This is a genomic window from Cytobacillus purgationiresistens, assembly GCF_030813235.1.
In the GTDB taxonomy this organism is placed as follows: domain Bacteria; phylum Bacillota; class Bacilli; order Bacillales; family Cytobacillaceae; genus Cytobacillus; species Cytobacillus purgationiresistens.
Genome location: NZ_JAUSUB010000044.1, coordinates 19,865 through 35,329, shown reverse-complemented (window position 1 = coordinate 35,329; position 15,465 = coordinate 19,865). Strand labels below are relative to the sequence as shown.

The following is a 15,465-nucleotide window of genomic DNA, read 5'->3' as shown; positions in this document are numbered from 1 at the left end:
TAGTTGACCAAACTAGTGCCCGGATGGAGAAGAAAAGCCAGAAAGGGTTAACTAGTTGACCAAACTAGTGCCCGGATGAAGAAGAAAAGCCAGAAGGGTTAACTAGTTGACCAAACTAGTGCCCGGATGGAGAAGAAGAGCCAGAAAGGGTTAACTAGTTGACCAAACTAGTGCCCGAATAGAGAAGAAAAGCCAGAAAGGGTTAACTAGTTGACCAAACAAGTGCCCAGATGGAGAAGAAGAGCCAGAAAGGGTTAACAAGTTGACCAAACTAGTGCCCGGATAGAGAAGAAAAGCCAGAAAGGGTTAACAAGTTGACAAAACTAGTGCCCAGATGGAGAAGAAGAGCCAGAAAGGGTTAACTAGTTTGTAATAAAATTTTCCAGTGCAACAAAATTAAAAAAGCAATAACCCATCAGATTTCCTATCCTCGAAACGATTTTTTCCTGCGGATAAGGAAAAAATGAAAATGATTCTTGATAGTGTGTGAACAGTACTAAACCTTCATCCTAGTTGAAAGGCTAAAATCTCATTAAAAATAGTTCAATCCCTCACTGTGCTTAATGGTGTACTGGGCTAAATTTTAGAGAAGAATAAAGGAAGTAAATACACCCAATCATCATTATCCCTTAATAACAAAGATGGATTGACAGATATATTTTAGTGTGAGATGATTACCCTAACGACCGTTAGGGAGGTGGAGGAATGAGTGCTGAATTAATTCGTGATGCTGCGCTTATACATTTTGCAAAGGATGGTTATGAAGGTGCGTCATTAAGCAAAATAGCTAAAGATGTAGGGATAAAAAAACCCTCCATTTATGCACATTATAAAGGCAAAGACGAATTGTTTATTGCTGTAGTTAAATATGTTCTTGATACAGAAAAAAGAAGAATGTTTTCTTATTTTCTTTCGCAAAAAGAAAACCCTTTAGAAAATCGCCTGAAAGGGTTCTTTACTTGGATGGCAGAGGAAAATAGAGAAAATGAGCACGCGAAATTTCTGTTGAGGATCTCTTATTTTCCACCTTCTAAGTTAAATCGGGAAGTGATGGATTTTGTAAATCCGTTTTTTCACCAAATGCAGCGTCTGTTAGCTAGAGTGCTTAAGAATCAGTTGACTAATGACTCTAATAGGTCTGATGATTTTATGGATGAAGCGTTAGCGTATATAACAATTGTTGATGGATCAGTTATTGAGCTTATGTTTAATGGAGAAGAGTATTTTCTGAAACGCTTCAGCGCAACATGGCCAATATTTTGGCGGGGATTACTAACAACAGGGAAAGGAGCAGATGAGAAATGACAAAGCACTGGTTTTATGTTTTATTAGCAGGAATACTTGAAGTGGTCTGGGTATCGGGTCTCAAATATTCAGAAACGCCAATTGAGTGGATTTTCACAGGTGTAATGATTGCTTTGAGCTTCTTTGTATTAATTATAGCAACTAGCCGTTTGCCAGTGGGTACAGTTTATGCCGTCTTTGCAGGACTGGGAACAGCGGGAACGGTATTGGTGGAAATGCTTATATTCGGAGAGCCGTTTAATCCATTAAAAATCGTTTTGGTTGGTACCCTGCTTATCGGAGTAATAGGGCTCAAGCTCTTATCGGATTCTGATTCAAATGCAACAGAGGAAGGAGGCGCTGCATAATGCATTGGTTCGCGTTAATTATCGCAGGTGGATTTGAAGTTTTTGGAGTCTATAATTTAAAAAAAGTTGCAATGAAGCAATGGAGTGCACTCATTTATCTCCTAATTGCATTTGGCATTAGCTTTAGTCTCCTGTCCTATGCAATGACAGCCATACCAATGGGGACTGCCTATGCCATTTGGACAGGGATTGGAACCGTAGGGGCTGCATTAGTGGGGATGTTCTTATTTGATGAAGCAAAGGATTGGAAACGACTTGTCTGTATTGCATTAATTCTTGCATCTGCTGTTGGTTTAAAGCTTATATCATAAAAAATGTCTGGAGAATACTCTCTCCAGACATTTTTTATGGTCGTGAGGAGATACTCAAGCCTCTCTGGTCATACACGTTTTATGCTTGTCTAGGCTGCACGAGGCTATCGGCTCATTGCTTCATGAAGTTTTTGTTATGACCTTACTAACCATGTCATTTACTTCATTTCTCGTCATTTTTTCTCTTCCATCTGTTAATGCCTTCATCGTTCCATGAGCAAGGGCTAATGGGATTTGACAGAAGTTAACGATGGTATCAGTTTTTAAGTCTTTGACATATCGATCAGCTAAGTCCAGGTTGCGGCGGGCGTATTCAAACATATCGTCTAATGTCCATCCTTCAGGAAAGAAGCTTACCCCGCGTTCTTCGTCTTCTTTATAGTTACGGAGGATATTGACTGCTTGCAGACCTCGTCCGAAGCCAATGCCAAGGTCCTTATTGGCCTTCGTTTGATCATACCATTTCCAAATATCAGTTAACATTACTCCAACTAATCCGGCAACCGTATAAGTGTATTGATCTAGATCCTCTTCTGTTTTAATGTTCCAATCCTTTTTGACCCAATCTCCCATTCCTTCGGCCATGATCGATGTTGAGTTTAATACTTCATTTCTGATTTCTTCAGGACAATAGCTAATCCAGTCGCTTAAACGTAGGGTAACTTCTGGTAGTGACTGTTGGTAAGGAGCATATATTGTATGCAAGGCTTGACCATCAAAGGGTTTTGTCTTCAAAATTTCACTCGTAGAATATAGCAAATTACGTTTTACTTGAGGTTCAAGCTGTGGATGATCTTCAATCTCATCGATTGCACGCATGCATAAATAGGCAGAAGCAACAGATTCTTTTAATCCAGGAGATAAGAGGCTAATTGGGATAAAAAAAGTACGGCTTGTCTCCTTAAGAATATCAATTGCATCGTTATGTACTTCATGTACGTTGTTTCTTTCGCTCACCCTGAATCGCATCCTTTTTTTATATTCTATTCTCATCTATATTTTTTACTAAATGAGGATAATTTATTTAAGTAAAGTCAAAATTTCAATACAAAAACATGAATTGTTTATATCATAAAATTTTAACATATCAAAGACTAAATAAAAATCCTAATGAATTATTTAAAAATTTTGTAAAAAGAGATATGATAGTTCATATATCTTATTTAGGAAAACGAAGTAGTTGGTTATTTCTGAATACATCATGGGGGCTATCTAAATGTTGAAGGTCTTATCTTTTTTAAAGCCTTACCGAATGGCAGTTGTATTTGCACTTTTTTTAATGCTTACCGAATTATCAGTTGAACTTTTGCAGCCTTTATTGATAGGTAAAATTATTGATGATGGGATATTAATGAATGATATAAATGTCGTTCTAGTTTGGGGAATTGCGATGATTGTGGTATCGGTTGTTGCGTTTGCTTCAGGTGTGATTAATTCATATTATGCAGCTCATGTTAGTCAAAGTCTGGGGTTCGATATTAGAAAAGGTTTAATGACAAAGATTCAATCCTTTTCATTTGCTAATTTTAATCAATTTCCGACGTCATCATTAATCACCAGGATGACTAATGATGTTACCCAGGTACAAAATACAGTTTTTATGGGTTTAAGGATTATGTTAAGGGCTCCTCTGTTAGTAGTAGGTAGCTTGATCATGTCATTCTTTGTCAACTGGAAACTTGCTTTGATTTTTACTGCTGTTGTGCCTATCCTGGTTATTTTTCTAATCTATGTGATGAAAAAAGGCGGGGTGATGTTTAAGCGTGTCCAGGCAAAATTAGATACTGTCAATAATGTCATGCAGGAAAACCTGGTAGGGATACGTCTAATAAAAGCCTTTATTAGACGCAATCATGAAGTGAAACGATTTTCCAAAGTAAGTGGCAGCTTGAAAGTCGATACAGTTAAAGCTTTAAGGTTAATGGAAGTAGCAATGCCAGTGCTGTTTTTATTCATGAACCTTTGTATCTTGGTTGTGCTTTGGTTTGGAAGAAATCAAATCATTGGCGGTGATGTTCAAGTCGGCGAGGTGGTTGCAATTATCAATTATGCGACAAGAATGACTACTGCTTTTTCAATGTTTTCTTTTATTATTATGGCAATTTCCCGGGCAAGGGCCTCTTCGGAAAGAATTGTTGAAGTACTTGAAGCTTCTGGTGATCTAAACGACAAAAAGGAAACAAAGAAAAATGTACATATGGATGGTGCCATTGAATTCAAACAAGTCTCCTTTAAATATCCAGATACTCCCGGCTCAGTGTTGAAGGAGATTGATTTTCAAATCAAGGCAGGATCGACTGTTGCTGTTCTCGGTGCTACAGGGTCTGGAAAAAGCTCATTATTTCAATTGATTCCTCGGCTCTATCATACCTCATCAGGGAAAGTTCTCATCGATGGGGAAGATGTAAAGGAATTAAGAACGGACTGGCTTCGAAGAAAAATTGGATTTGCTCCTCAAGAGGCGATGTTATTCAGCGGGACTGTACGGGAGAATATATCCTGGGGGAAAGAGGATGCCACTATAGGAGAAATAATAGAAGCAGCAGAGAATGCCCAAATACATGAAACGATTATGAGCCTTCCTGATCAATATGATACAAGAATTGGACAGAAAGGAGTCAACCTGTCAGGCGGGCAAAAGCAGCGTCTATCCGTTGCAAGAGCGCTTGTCAGGAATCCGAAAATTCTGCTTTTAGATGATAGTACGAGTGCATTAGATATGCAAACGGAAGCTAAATTACTGAAGGCCATTAAAAAGTATGATTGTACAACATTGCTTATCACCCAAAAAATAAGCACAGCAAAGAAAGCTGATAAAATCCTTCTGCTTGATGAGGGTGCGCTATTAGCGGAAGGAAAACATGAGGAGCTGCTGTTGACTTCTAATCTTTACCGGCAAATATCCGTATCACAGTCTGAAGAGGAGGTCGAACAGATTGCTTACCAAACTAAGTGAGCCTTTTAAACATAAAAAAATACCACTTCAGTCTGACGGGGCTCTCATAGAAACAAAAGGAAAAAAGAGTAAGCCGAAAAACGCCTCAGCTGTATTAATGCGAATATGGATGTACCTTGCTTATAGCAAACGTATGTTATTTCTAGTTCTTTTAATGGTAGTGGTTAGCTCAGCGCTCGCATTATTGGGTCCATTCCTAGTTGGTGTGGCCATTGATCAATATTTGGTTACAAGAGAGGGCAGCTACTTTGTTCGGCTATTGATTGCACTGGGTGTTATTTATATTATCCATTCGCTATCACTTTGGCTGCAAAACTTTTGGATGATAGGGGTTGCTCAAGAGACGGTTTATTCTATGAGAGCTGATCTTTTTCAACAAATCCAAAAACTCCCTATTCCGTTTTTTGATAAAAGGCAGCTGGGGGAATTAATGAGCAGGGTAACAAATGATATTGAGAATGTGAGTTCGACATTAAATAGCTCAATCATTCAAATTTTCTCAAGTGTATTAACCCTTGTAGGCACAATCGCTGTGATGCTTTGGCTAAGTCCGCTTTTGACATTACTAACATTAATTATTGTTCCGCTCATGTTCTATGGCATGAAGTGGATTACAAAGAGAACGAGCAAATTATTTAAGGAGCAGCAAAGAAACCTAGGCGAACTGAATGGATTTATAGAAGAGACTATTTCCGGACAAAAAATCATTAAAACCTTTTCACAGGAGCAAAAGGTGATTAATGAGTTTATAGAAAAAGGGGATAGACTGAAAAATTCTGGTTTCTGGGCGCAGACCTATTCTGGGTTCATTCCAAAACTAATGAATATGTTAAATAATTTAAGCTTTGCAATTATTGCGGGTGTTGGAGGGGTTTTAGCATTGAATGGAGCAGTAAGCATCGGGGTTATCGTTATTTTCACAGAGTATTCCCGGCAGTTTACTAGACCTTTAAATGATTTGGCCAACCAGTTCAATACGCTTTTTTCTGCAATAGCAGGAGCAGAGAGAGTGTTTGATATTATTGATGAGCAAGATGAATTGAAGCAGGAATTAAATAAGCGTGTTTTAGAAGATGTGAAAGGTGAAGTGGAGTTTCGTGATGTTTCTTTCGCATATGAAGGAAATAGAAATACTTTAAATCATATCGATCTTCTTGCTTCTCCTGGACAGACCATTGCTTTTGTCGGCCCAACTGGAGCAGGGAAAACGACGATTATTAATCTTCTTTCCCGATTTTATGAAGTAAATGCAGGGACCATTCTAATCGATGGCATAGATATTTCTACTATTAAAAAGGAAAGCTTGCGGAAGCATATGGGCTTTGTTCTTCAAGATTCCTTTCTATTTCAAGGGACCGTTCGGGAGAATATTCGCTATGGCAGGCTAGAAGCAACTGATGAAGAGGTGATAGAAGCAGCTAAGCTAGCTAATGCCCATTCCTTTATCATGAAACTACCAAATCAATATGATACAGCTTTGCAGAATAATGGCAATGGCATCAGTCAGGGTCAAAAGCAGCTTATTTCAATTGCCCGTGCTTTCCTTGCTCAGCCATCTATCCTTGTATTAGATGAAGCTACCAGCAGTATTGATACCGTGACAGAGTTGAAAATTCAAGAAGCGCTGCAGCAGTTGATGAAGGGAAGAACAAGCTTTGTAATTGCCCATCGATTAAATACGATTCAAAATGCTGATCGAATTTTCGTCCTGCAAAGCGGTAAGATTATTGAAGAGGGAACTCATGCCAATTTGCTTAGAGAAAAAGGCTTTTACTATCAGCTTCATGGCAAGAAGCAAATAGGGTAAAAAGAAGAGAGTGACTTGATAAAAGTCACCCTCGCTTTATCTTATTGCTTTTTATGTTTGTTAAGATGTGTTTGATCAGAAAATTCTGCTGAAAACTCTTCATTTTGTACAGTTGTTTTTAAGTTTTTTGGAACTTGTGGTAGTGAAGATTTATTTTTGTCTCTTGTTCTTTGTCCTCTAGAACGCCCCATTGTAAAACTCCTTTGATTAAAAAGTTATGGGAAACTTTATATTAATTGTTTCCGCCCTTTTATGTTTCCACAATGTGCACCTAGGTAATGGTGGTAATTAATGCTTGGATCGTCCGCTTGAGTTTCCGCCTGCACGATCGGCTCTTTTAAATTCACTGGAATATGTTACTTCCTGCATGCTTGATAAACCTTTTTTTACTTTTTCTTTTCTTCTTTTATCTGCTGCCATCTGTACAACACCCTTCCAATATTTTATGGACTTTAGTTATTTTCTCCTTAAAGAAAAGAAAAAATACCCATTAATCATAGATGGCTTGCAATGCGGATTTCAGATCATCATAAAGAAATGTGTAGCCTTTATCAGCTAATTTGTTGGGGAGGACCTTTTGACCTTTTGTGATTAATAAACTCATTTCTCCAAGCGCCACCTTTACGATGGATTCAGGAACAGGCATCCAATGTGGTTTATTCAGTACTTTGCTTAATGTTTGACCAAATTCTTTCATTGTGACTGGTGAAGGAGCTGTGAAATTGACGGGCCCTTTTAATTGTTCATTGTTAATGATATAGATCATCGCTTGGACAACATCATCAATATGAATCCAGGATAACCACTGCTGACCTGAACCAATCGTTCCTCCAGCCAACATTTTATAGGGTAAGGCCATCTTAGGGAGTGCACCATTGTCTTTATCCAGAATGATCCCAAATCTGCTAAAGACTGTTCTGATTTCCCATTCTACAGCAAGCTTTGCTTGAGCCTCCCACTCCTTCACGGTTTCAGCAAGGAAATCGTCCCCTGACTTCTGATCCTCTTCCGTAAACACCTCGGAAACAGACGTGCCATAGTATCCAACAGCACTGGCATTTATAAGCGTATAAGGCTTTTCCTCCAGCCGGCTGATAATTCTCAGAACTTCCTTTGTAGAAGAGATTCTGCTTTCTAAAATTCTCAGTTTTCTGTTCTGTGTCCATCTACCGCTATTAATCGATTCTCCTGAAAGGTTAATGAATACGTCAATCCCTTCCAATTTAATTTCAGGTTCGTCCTCTGGGTTAAGCCATTGAATATAAGTGAGATTTTCACATTCTGTTTTTCCTTCTTTATTTCTTGTTAGGATAAAGACTTCATGATCCTGCGCCAAAAGAGCAGCAGTTAGGTGATTGCCAACGAAGCCAGTTCCTCCAGTCAATGCTATTTTCATTTTTCCTCCTCCTTTGTCATGTGAAGGTTACTAGCGAACACAAGGGATGAAGGCTAACGACCTAAACTTATTAAAGTAATAAACCTATACCCGTAAACATTTGAAAACTATCCATAATCATTAGTTTTTCTTTATCATTTCGGTCTTTACGTTATAAAATCCTTTTTTCTTTATGGTACATTAATAAGAGAGGTGAAGAAAATGCCTATTATCACAAAAATCACAGTTCAGAAAAAAAATAAAGATCGATATAATATTTTTTTAGATGACGGTAACGGTGGAGAAAAATATGCTTTTAGTGTAGATGAAGATGTATTTATAAAGCACCAATTAAAAAAGGGTCTAGAGTTAGAAGATTTTTCTATATTGGATATTAATTATCAGGACGATATCCGAAAAGCTTATAATATGGGGATTCAATTTTTAGCAAGAAGAATGCGTTCTGAGAATGAGGTTAGAAAGCATTTATTGTCTAAGGATATGGAAGAGCCAATTATTCGGGAAGCAATTCATCGGCTCTACAACTATTCATTCTTAAACGATGAAGAATTTGCTATTGCTTTTGTTCGAACGCAAAAGAATACAACTGACAAAGGCTCCGGTCAAATAAAAAATGAGCTAAGAGAAAAGGGAATATCAGACAGGCTTATCACTGCAGCATTGAAAGAGTATCCTTGGGGCGAGGAACTAGATACTGCCATCCGTGTTTGTGGGAAGTATATTAATAAATATAAAAGGGAATCTTCTCGTATTGTGGAACAAAAGCTTGAACAAGTGCTGCAAAGAAAAGGCTTTTCCTTTGATATTATTCGTGAGGCCATTGCAGAAAGTGATACGGTAAAGGCAGGAGAAGAGGAGCAGGATGCACTTCGTCACCATGCAGAAAAACTGGAAAGGAAGTATATAAATCTTCCTCACTTTGAATATCGGCAAAAGATGAAGCAGTCTTTGTTTAGAAAAGGTTTTTCATTCGATTTGATTGATCAATATTTACAAGATGAGCAATGAACGCATTTAACTGAGAGAACATCCAGTTTACTAATGAAGAAAAAAGGATAATAGAGGGGCGAGAGATATGCAAGAAAAAAGATACAGTGCAATGAACCAATATGAACTTCAGCAGGAGATAGCCTCCCTTAAGGAAAAGGCGCGTAAGGCCGAACAAATGGGGATGTTGAATGAATTTGCTGTTTTAGAAAGAAAAGCAGTGATGGCTAAATCCTATTTGCTTAATCCAGATGAATTCATTCCAGGTGAAATGTATCAAATTGAAGGCGATCCTGGAGTATACTTTAAAATAGATTATATGAACGGAGTATTTGCATGGGGTTTCCGGCTCAGCGGTAATACAGAGCAGGAGGCATTGCCCATTGCAATGTTAAAAAAGCTTGAAAGAGGATGAATATCATCCTCTTTCAATAATGGTTAAGGGGTTCTTTGTAAGTTGCGTTTTAATATGATAAGGCTTTGGGTTTGCTGGGTCTCCCCATTCACTTGAAAATGTGCCTTTTTTGGATTAAAGTTACCTGAAGCAAATGGACTATTATAAGAATTTTCACCAAAAATGTCTTTTTTATTTGCCATTAAAAATCAAGCCTCCCAAAAAAGATTTTATAAATCTGGCGTATCATTTTCACGTGTGGAAGATGCTTTCATTCTCTCCGAAGGCTGAGTATTGATCGTGCCATCTGCTCTCTTTGAGGCATATTCAGCCTTGGCTCTTGGTTCACCTTCAAATTTGTTATTATTTTGGTTAGGAAAGTTAGTCGCTTTGTTGCGCATAATAAATTCCCCCTAATTTAAAGGCTAAACTTACAGCGAAAAAAAGTTAAAAAAGTTTTTGTCGCTTAATTATATTATTTGCGTTTTTGCTGCAATCAGTCGATAAAAAGATATTGGAAAAGAGGTATTACTATGAATGAATATCAAAAAAAATTATTTGAACGATTATTAGAAAAAAATGATCAGCTGTCAGTCAATCAAGCACAGACATGGATAGAACTTCTATGGGAAGATTTTGAAGCTACCTATGCAAAAGCAGGAAAAGAATATAAAGGAAATGAAATGACTGCAAAGGTAGTAAGCCAATGGGTAGAGAATCATGGAGAGAAGCTTCATGAATTTATCGCATCTAATCCAAAGTATAAGCATCTTTTAGAGCAAAATGATAAAAAGCTTCATTAAAAAACACAGCCAATCTTGGCTGTGTTTTTAATTTGTAATGATATCGAGCTTCTTCTTCAACTTTTCTTCGCTAAATATCCAGCCTGTATAGGAATTGATGATTTCTAAATCCTTAGTAAGGTGCACAACAGCAACAAATGGGTAATATTCATTACTGCGGTATCTAAGGTCTATAAACCGGATCTCGTACATATTCTCTATTGTCTCTATTTCCCATCTATATACAGGTGAAAATGAGAGGAAGGCGGACAGATTCTTATCTTGTTTAGCTGCGTTAATAATAGGGTTATTTGGGATTGGAATCCGCTTAAATCGATCTACAATCCGAACGCGGCCTTTAACTGCTCGCCCAACAAAGAATTTATCCTCATTCTTAGCTGCTACACGCCATTGGTTGTAGCGCATAGTAGGTGATATAATGATCTCTGTTGCATCTGGAATAATAGACATAACCGACTTATAAACTGCCCTTTTGGCGAGAAATCGGAAAAAGTAATAAATAATGAGGATGCCGTATATTCCAAGGAATGTATAACCAGGGTCCATTCCGAAAACCCATATGAATAAACCAAAAATATGGATGCCAAAGATAAAAGGATCAAATGTATTGATCATTCCTAATGCGACCCATTTTGAAGAGAATGGCCTCAAAGCTTGAGTGCCGTAAGCGTTAAAGATATCAACAAAGACATGAAGGAATACAGCGAAAAATGTCCAAAGCCATAAGTGCAGCAAATCGCTACCCGGAAAAAATGGATAAATAACCGCAATAATTAGTAATGGCCATAAAATAACTGCCGGGATGGAGTGCGTGATTCCACGGTGATTTCTAATATATGCTGCATTATTTTTCAGCTTTAAAATAGTATCGATGTCAGGTATTTGTGATCCAATAATTGTACCAATCATTACACTAGCGGCCGTCGCTGTGCTGCCTCCTACGACTGGATCTAAAGTTGCGAGTCCGCCTAAAGCGAGTCCCATTACTACATGTGTGCCAGTATCCAAAAGAGGAATTCCTCCTTATTATCATCAATTTTTTTTATATCATCTTAATTAATCAATATTTAGTTTATATTGATCGTATCATATCGTCTAATTTCATTAAAAATGTTATGTTTAATAGGATATACGACAAGGTCACTTTAATTGATTATATAGTATATTCCCTTTTTTCATCAGTTTCAAATCATGGAGGTTAAAAAAATTTGAATAATCGTTTGTTAAAGGCTGATTATATAGATATTTATGCATTTCAACAAGATTTATTAACATGGTTTAACGAAGAACAGCGTGATTTGCCATGGCGGAAGGACAAGGATCCATATAAAATTTGGGTGTCAGAAATTATGCTTCAACAAACCAGAGTAGATACTGTCATTCCATATTTCCACCGTTTCATTGAGCAGTTTCCTACAATTGCTGCTTTATCGGAAGCAGAAGAGGAAAAGGTCTTAAAAGCATGGGAAGGGTTAGGTTATTATTCACGCGCTAGAAACCTGCAGACTGCTGTCAGGGAGGTTTATGAAAAATACGGTGGCGTTGTTCCAAATCATCCGAAAGAAATAGCTACATTAAAAGGAGTAGGTCCCTACACTGCAGGTGCGATTCTAAGCATTGCCTACGGCCTTCCAGAGCCAGCGGTTGATGGGAATGTTATGCGAGTCTTATCCAGAATTCTACTTATTACAGACGATATTGCGAAAGCTTCATCAAGAAAAGTATTTGAAGCAGCAGTCAGAGAGTTGATTTCTCATGACAATCCATCAGATTTCAATCAAGCATTAATGGAGTTAGGTGCGCTCATCTGTACACCTAGATCACCGTCATGCTTATTATGCCCTGTGAGAGACCATTGCCACGCATTTAATGAAGGAAAGCAAAATGAACTCCCTGTTAAGGTTAAAAAGATAAAGAAACGTGAAGTTCAGCTTGCTGCTGCCCTTTTGACGGATAGCGAAGGAAGGCTTCTTATTCGGAAAAGGCCAGACAAGGGCTTGCTGGCAAACTTGTGGGAGTTCCCTAATATAGAATTGAATTTACAATATGTAAGTGAAAAAGAACAATTAAAAGAAGCGATAAATACTAAATATGATACAAATATAAGCATTACGGATATGATTGGACAAATCGAGCATATATTTACCCATCTGACTTGGAATATCAATGTTTACCAAGGGAAGCTAGATCGGGTAATAGAAGATAAGGACCTCAAGTTAGTTTCTTTAGAAGAAATAAAAATCTATCCTTTTCCTGTTTCACATCAGAAGATGTTAAAACAATACATAGAGGCGGCTGGTATCTAATACCCGCCTCTACTTTCAATTTCATTAATGATTTCAAGCTGAATCGAATGTCCTTCAGCGTTTAAATAAGGAGTAATCTGCTGAAAGGACTGATGATAAAATTTGAGTTCATCATTAGTCCAATCAGATTTTGCAATCATTGATAATTCTGTCATGTCTCTTCTGATATGCATAGTATTTTCCTTTCATGAGAAGGTTTATTTCTATTCTATTGTTGTATTCTCAATTGTCTTCTATTCACGGAAAAGATAAAATGAAATCATTAGCGGTAAAAAGTGAATTTTTTTACATAGAAGGGAGATTTTTATTTTGACACAAAAGGTAGCATTAATTACAGGTAGCAGCAGAGGGATTGGCAAAGCAACTGCATTAAGACTTGCAAATGAAGGATACGATATCGTTCTTAACTATGCAAGAAGTAAAACCGCAGCATTGGAAGTGGCAGCTGAAATCGAAGCAATGGGAAGAAAAGTATTAACGATTAAAGCCAATGTCGGCGATAACGAGAAAATCAAAGCAATGTTCCATGAAATAAATGAGGTTTTTGGAAGACTTGATGTTTTTGTCAGCAATGCTGCTTCAGGTGTACAAAGGCCAGTAATGGAACTCGAGGAATCCCATTGGAATTGGACGATGAATATTAATAGTAAAGCTTTATTGTTCTGTGCAAAGGAAGCAGCGATGCTCATGGAGAAAAATGGCGGTGGTAAAATCGTCAGCATCAGCTCACTTGGCTCCATACGCTATTTAGAAAATTATACTGTAGTCGGTGTCTCAAAGGCAGCAGTCGAAGCCCTTACACGCTATTTAGCTGTAGAACTGGCACCCAAAAATATCGCAGTTAATGCAGTATCAGGTGGAGCGGTAGATACAGATGCGTTAAAGCATTTTCCAAATAGAGAAGAGCTATTAAACGAAGCAAGCGAGAAAACACCTGCAGGTAGAATGGTATCAATAGATGATATGGTTAATACAGTGATGTTTTTAGTATCAGATGAATCAAGTATGATCAGGGGACAAACAATTATTGTTGATGGCGGTATATCATTACTAGTTTAATTCTAAAGTTTAAATTTTCAAACTTTATTTTTAGAGGATAAAATTCTCTACGCTGGATAAATTAATGAGCGTGGAGGTGATTAGAATGGCTCAGAAACAAAACCAACAACAACAACAACAGCAAAAAAATGCGCAACAACAAAATCAACAACAATTCGGTACTGAATTTGCAAGTGAAACAAACGTGCAAGAAGTACAACAACAAAACCAAAAAGCTGAAGCTAACAAGCAAAAAGCTAAAAAACAACAACAATAATGCTAAACACGAAGGTGCCCTTCTTAACGAAAGGGTACCTTCTTTTTTTCGGAAATTTCTTAGCTATTTTTTAGTCAGTCGAACTTTTTTTAGCTACACTATCCCATTTTGATCTTTTGAACTCATTAATTAATATCTATCTTGTTTTTTTTTCAGATTCGAACTCATTATTTAGTCACTTTATTGCTTTTTTAATCAGTCAACCAGATTATTTAGTCACTCTATTCCGTTTTTTAGTCAGTCGAACTCACTATCTAGTCACTCTCCCGATTATTGTCTTTGCCACTTAGCAAGCCACCTCCGCTTTTCTTATTCGACAAAACTTCTATTTTGTCAACAGAAGTTGTCAAAGGAGTGTTTGGGGTGAGGGCGAATTATTAGGGTAGATGGATTTGAGAGAAGGATGGTGGCGGGTGTAATGAAGAAATTTGACCTTTTAGTGGAAGAACAAATGAAAACAATGGAACAGTTGCTATTTTTACAAAGTGAATTAGAGAGATGTGAGGAAATTGAGGTGCAGTTAATGTCACTGCAAGAGGGCACTGAACTTGAAAGTGTTCAATATGAGATTATAAGAATGAAGGATGAGTTGAAGGAAATTCATCAATTATTTGAAAATCAAACAGAAGCGGTGATTGCATCATATCAAGTTCGGGTTCCGTCATAAAAAGTAATGATGTGTTTCAAATCCGATTAAATAATCAGTAAATGTGGCATGAATAGTATAAGGAATAACTTTATATGAAAAAATTGAATAAATCATTCAGGCCATTGATGATTTCAATGGCTCTTTGTTTTAAATTTTTCATATAACCGTTATAATAATAGAAAATAGGGAATCGTACTTTGTTGCCTTTTGTCTTATTTAATGATTATTACCTAAAAATTGACAGATGCCTCAGCTAAAAGAGCAGAGCGCCTTGCGCTTTTTAAAAGGTTCCAAAGCTTCCAGAAATGAAAGTAGGGGAGAAAGAATGGCCGTACCCATCGAAGGAGAACCGGTACAAATTCATAGTTATAAACATAATGGGCACATCCATCGCGTCTGGGAGGAATCAACCATACTAAAGGGTACACAAAACCTTGTTATTGGAGCAAATGATCGCACGATAGTGACAGAATCAGATGGAAGAACATGGGTTACTAGAGAGCCGGCAATTTGTTATTTTCACTCGCAATATTGGTTTAATATTATTGGAATGCTACGGGAAGATGGTGTTTACTATTACTGTAATTTAAGCTCACCCTTCATTTATGACGGTGAAGCGATTAAGTATATTGATTACGATTTGGATATTAAAGTCTTTCCCGACATGACATTTAATTTACTTGATGAAGACGAATATGAACGCCACCGCCAAGAAATGAAGTACCCTGCACCAATTGACAAAATCTTATGGGCGAATGTTGAGAAGTTAATTCAATGGATTCGACAGAGGAAAGGACCCTTTGCCCCCGATTTTGTTGATGGATGGTACGAAAGATATCTAACTTACAGACGCTGATGACGAGCAAGAAACGCCTGTTGAATTGATAAA

At 37.4% G+C, this 15,465-nt stretch carries 20 protein-coding genes and 1 pseudogene; 13 read left to right on the top strand and 8 right to left on the bottom strand.

The window, feature by feature from the left end; translation table 11 throughout:
- Positions 1-705: 705 nt before the first annotated feature.
- Genes J2S17_RS26820 through J2S17_RS26810 form a run of 3 tightly spaced genes read left to right on the top strand, consistent with a single transcriptional unit; the run spans position 706 to position 1,963 of the window.
- Positions 706-1,305, top strand: coding sequence for a TetR/AcrR family transcriptional regulator (locus J2S17_RS26820; protein ID WP_307479985.1), 600 nt, complete (start codon positions 706-708; stop codon positions 1,303-1,305).
- Complete coding sequence (locus tag J2S17_RS26815; protein WP_307479983.1) at positions 1,302-1,652, top strand: DMT family transporter; 351 nt, start codon at positions 1,302-1,304, stop codon at positions 1,650-1,652. Before J2S17_RS26820 ends, J2S17_RS26815 begins: the two co-directional genes overlap by 4 nt.
- Entirely contained in the window at positions 1,652-1,963 is a 312-nt protein-coding gene (locus J2S17_RS26810) for a DMT family transporter (protein WP_307479980.1), read from the top strand. The genes J2S17_RS26815 and J2S17_RS26810 overlap by 1 nt, the downstream gene beginning before the upstream one ends.
- A gap of 120 nt (positions 1,964-2,083) precedes the next feature.
- On the opposite strand, the gene J2S17_RS26805 is transcribed toward J2S17_RS26810, so the two are convergent.
- Complete coding sequence (locus J2S17_RS26805) at positions 2,084-2,920, bottom strand: squalene/phytoene synthase family protein (RefSeq protein WP_307479977.1); 837 nt, start codon at positions 2,918-2,920, stop codon at positions 2,084-2,086.
- Between the two features lie 259 nt (positions 2,921-3,179).
- Between J2S17_RS26805 and J2S17_RS26800 the strand changes: the two genes are divergently transcribed.
- Together J2S17_RS26800 and J2S17_RS26795 are read left to right on the top strand one after the other, a co-directional pair.
- Complete coding sequence (locus tag J2S17_RS26800) at positions 3,180-4,919, top strand: ABC transporter ATP-binding protein (protein ID WP_307479975.1); 1,740 nt, start codon at positions 3,180-3,182, stop codon at positions 4,917-4,919.
- Positions 4,900-6,726, top strand: a complete 1,827-nt coding sequence (locus J2S17_RS26795; RefSeq protein ID WP_307479972.1) for an ABC transporter ATP-binding protein — start codon at positions 4,900-4,902, stop codon at positions 6,724-6,726. The genes J2S17_RS26800 and J2S17_RS26795 overlap by 20 nt, the downstream gene beginning before the upstream one ends.
- A 62-nt stretch (positions 6,727-6,788) precedes the next feature.
- Here J2S17_RS26795 and J2S17_RS26790 read toward each other — a convergent pair.
- From J2S17_RS26790 to J2S17_RS26780, 3 genes and pseudogenes are all read right to left on the bottom strand, one after another.
- Positions 6,789-6,917 (bottom strand): annotated as a pseudogene (locus tag J2S17_RS26790) (YfhD family protein); the annotation flags it as partial.
- Between the two features lie 97 nt (positions 6,918-7,014).
- The gene (locus tag J2S17_RS26785; protein WP_307479969.1) at positions 7,015-7,146 is read right to left on the bottom strand and encodes a YfhE family protein; all 132 of its coding nucleotides are present in this window, start codon (positions 7,144-7,146) and stop codon (positions 7,015-7,017) included.
- A gap of 70 nt (positions 7,147-7,216) precedes the next feature.
- Positions 7,217-8,122: a TIGR01777 family oxidoreductase gene (locus tag J2S17_RS26780; protein ID WP_307479965.1), complete on the bottom strand. Its 906-nt coding sequence runs from the start codon at positions 8,120-8,122 to the stop codon at positions 7,217-7,219.
- 201 nt (positions 8,123-8,323) lie between these two features.
- On the opposite strand from J2S17_RS26780, the gene recX reads away from it, so the two are divergent.
- Together recX and J2S17_RS26770 are read left to right on the top strand one after the other, a co-directional pair.
- Positions 8,324-9,130 (top strand): recombination regulator RecX, encoded by an 807-nt coding sequence (recX, locus tag J2S17_RS26775; RefSeq protein WP_307479963.1) that lies wholly within the window; start codon positions 8,324-8,326, stop codon positions 9,128-9,130.
- A gap of 67 nt (positions 9,131-9,197) precedes the next feature.
- On the top strand, positions 9,198-9,524 hold the full coding sequence (locus J2S17_RS26770) for a YfhH family protein (RefSeq protein ID WP_307479961.1): 327 nt from the start codon (positions 9,198-9,200) through the stop codon (positions 9,522-9,524).
- 23 nt (positions 9,525-9,547) lie between these two features.
- Here J2S17_RS26770 and J2S17_RS26765 read toward each other — a convergent pair whose 3' ends face one another.
- Entirely contained in the window at positions 9,548-9,706 is a 159-nt protein-coding gene (locus J2S17_RS26765; RefSeq protein ID WP_307479960.1) for a YpzG family protein, read from the bottom strand.
- A gap of 27 nt (positions 9,707-9,733) precedes the next feature.
- Entirely contained in the window at positions 9,734-9,904 is a 171-nt protein-coding gene (locus J2S17_RS26760) for a small, acid-soluble spore protein K (protein WP_307479958.1), read from the bottom strand.
- Between the two features lie 132 nt (positions 9,905-10,036).
- Between J2S17_RS26760 and J2S17_RS26755 the strand changes: the two genes are divergently transcribed.
- Positions 10,037-10,306 (top strand): YfhJ family protein, encoded by a 270-nt coding sequence (locus tag J2S17_RS26755; protein WP_307479956.1) that lies wholly within the window; start codon positions 10,037-10,039, stop codon positions 10,304-10,306.
- A gap of 27 nt (positions 10,307-10,333) precedes the next feature.
- Here the strand turns inward: J2S17_RS26755 and J2S17_RS26750 are convergent, their stop codons facing one another.
- Positions 10,334-11,314 (bottom strand): metal-dependent hydrolase, encoded by a 981-nt coding sequence (locus J2S17_RS26750; protein ID WP_307479954.1) that lies wholly within the window; start codon positions 11,312-11,314, stop codon positions 10,334-10,336.
- Between the two features lie 200 nt (positions 11,315-11,514).
- Here J2S17_RS26750 and mutY point away from each other — a divergent pair, with 200 nt between their 5' ends.
- A complete protein-coding gene (mutY, locus tag J2S17_RS26745; RefSeq protein WP_307479952.1) occupies positions 11,515-12,612 on the top strand; it encodes an A/G-specific adenine glycosylase in 1,098 nt (365 codons plus the stop codon).
- Here the strand turns inward: mutY and yfhS are convergent.
- Positions 12,609-12,785, bottom strand: a complete 177-nt coding sequence (yfhS, locus tag J2S17_RS26740; RefSeq protein WP_307479950.1) for a mother cell protein YfhS — start codon at positions 12,783-12,785, stop codon at positions 12,609-12,611. The genes mutY and yfhS overlap by 4 nt on opposite strands.
- Positions 12,786-12,921: 136 nt before the next feature.
- Here yfhS and fabL point away from each other — a divergent pair, with 136 nt between their 5' ends.
- From fabL to ntdP, 4 genes are all read left to right on the top strand, one after another.
- Positions 12,922-13,671 (top strand): enoyl-[acyl-carrier-protein] reductase FabL, encoded by a 750-nt coding sequence (fabL, locus tag J2S17_RS26735; RefSeq protein ID WP_307479948.1) that lies wholly within the window; start codon positions 12,922-12,924, stop codon positions 13,669-13,671.
- An 85-nt stretch (positions 13,672-13,756) separates the two neighbouring features.
- A complete protein-coding gene (locus J2S17_RS26730) occupies positions 13,757-13,927 on the top strand; it encodes a gamma-type small acid-soluble spore protein (protein WP_307479945.1) in 171 nt (56 codons plus the stop codon).
- A 418-nt stretch (positions 13,928-14,345) separates the two neighbouring features.
- Positions 14,346-14,594, top strand: a complete 249-nt coding sequence (locus J2S17_RS26725) for a YgaB family protein (protein WP_307479942.1) — start codon at positions 14,346-14,348, stop codon at positions 14,592-14,594.
- A 307-nt stretch (positions 14,595-14,901) separates the two neighbouring features.
- Entirely contained in the window at positions 14,902-15,432 is a 531-nt protein-coding gene (gene ntdP, locus J2S17_RS26720) for a nucleoside tri-diphosphate phosphatase (protein ID WP_307479940.1), read from the top strand.
- Positions 15,433-15,465: the final 33 nt, after the last annotated feature.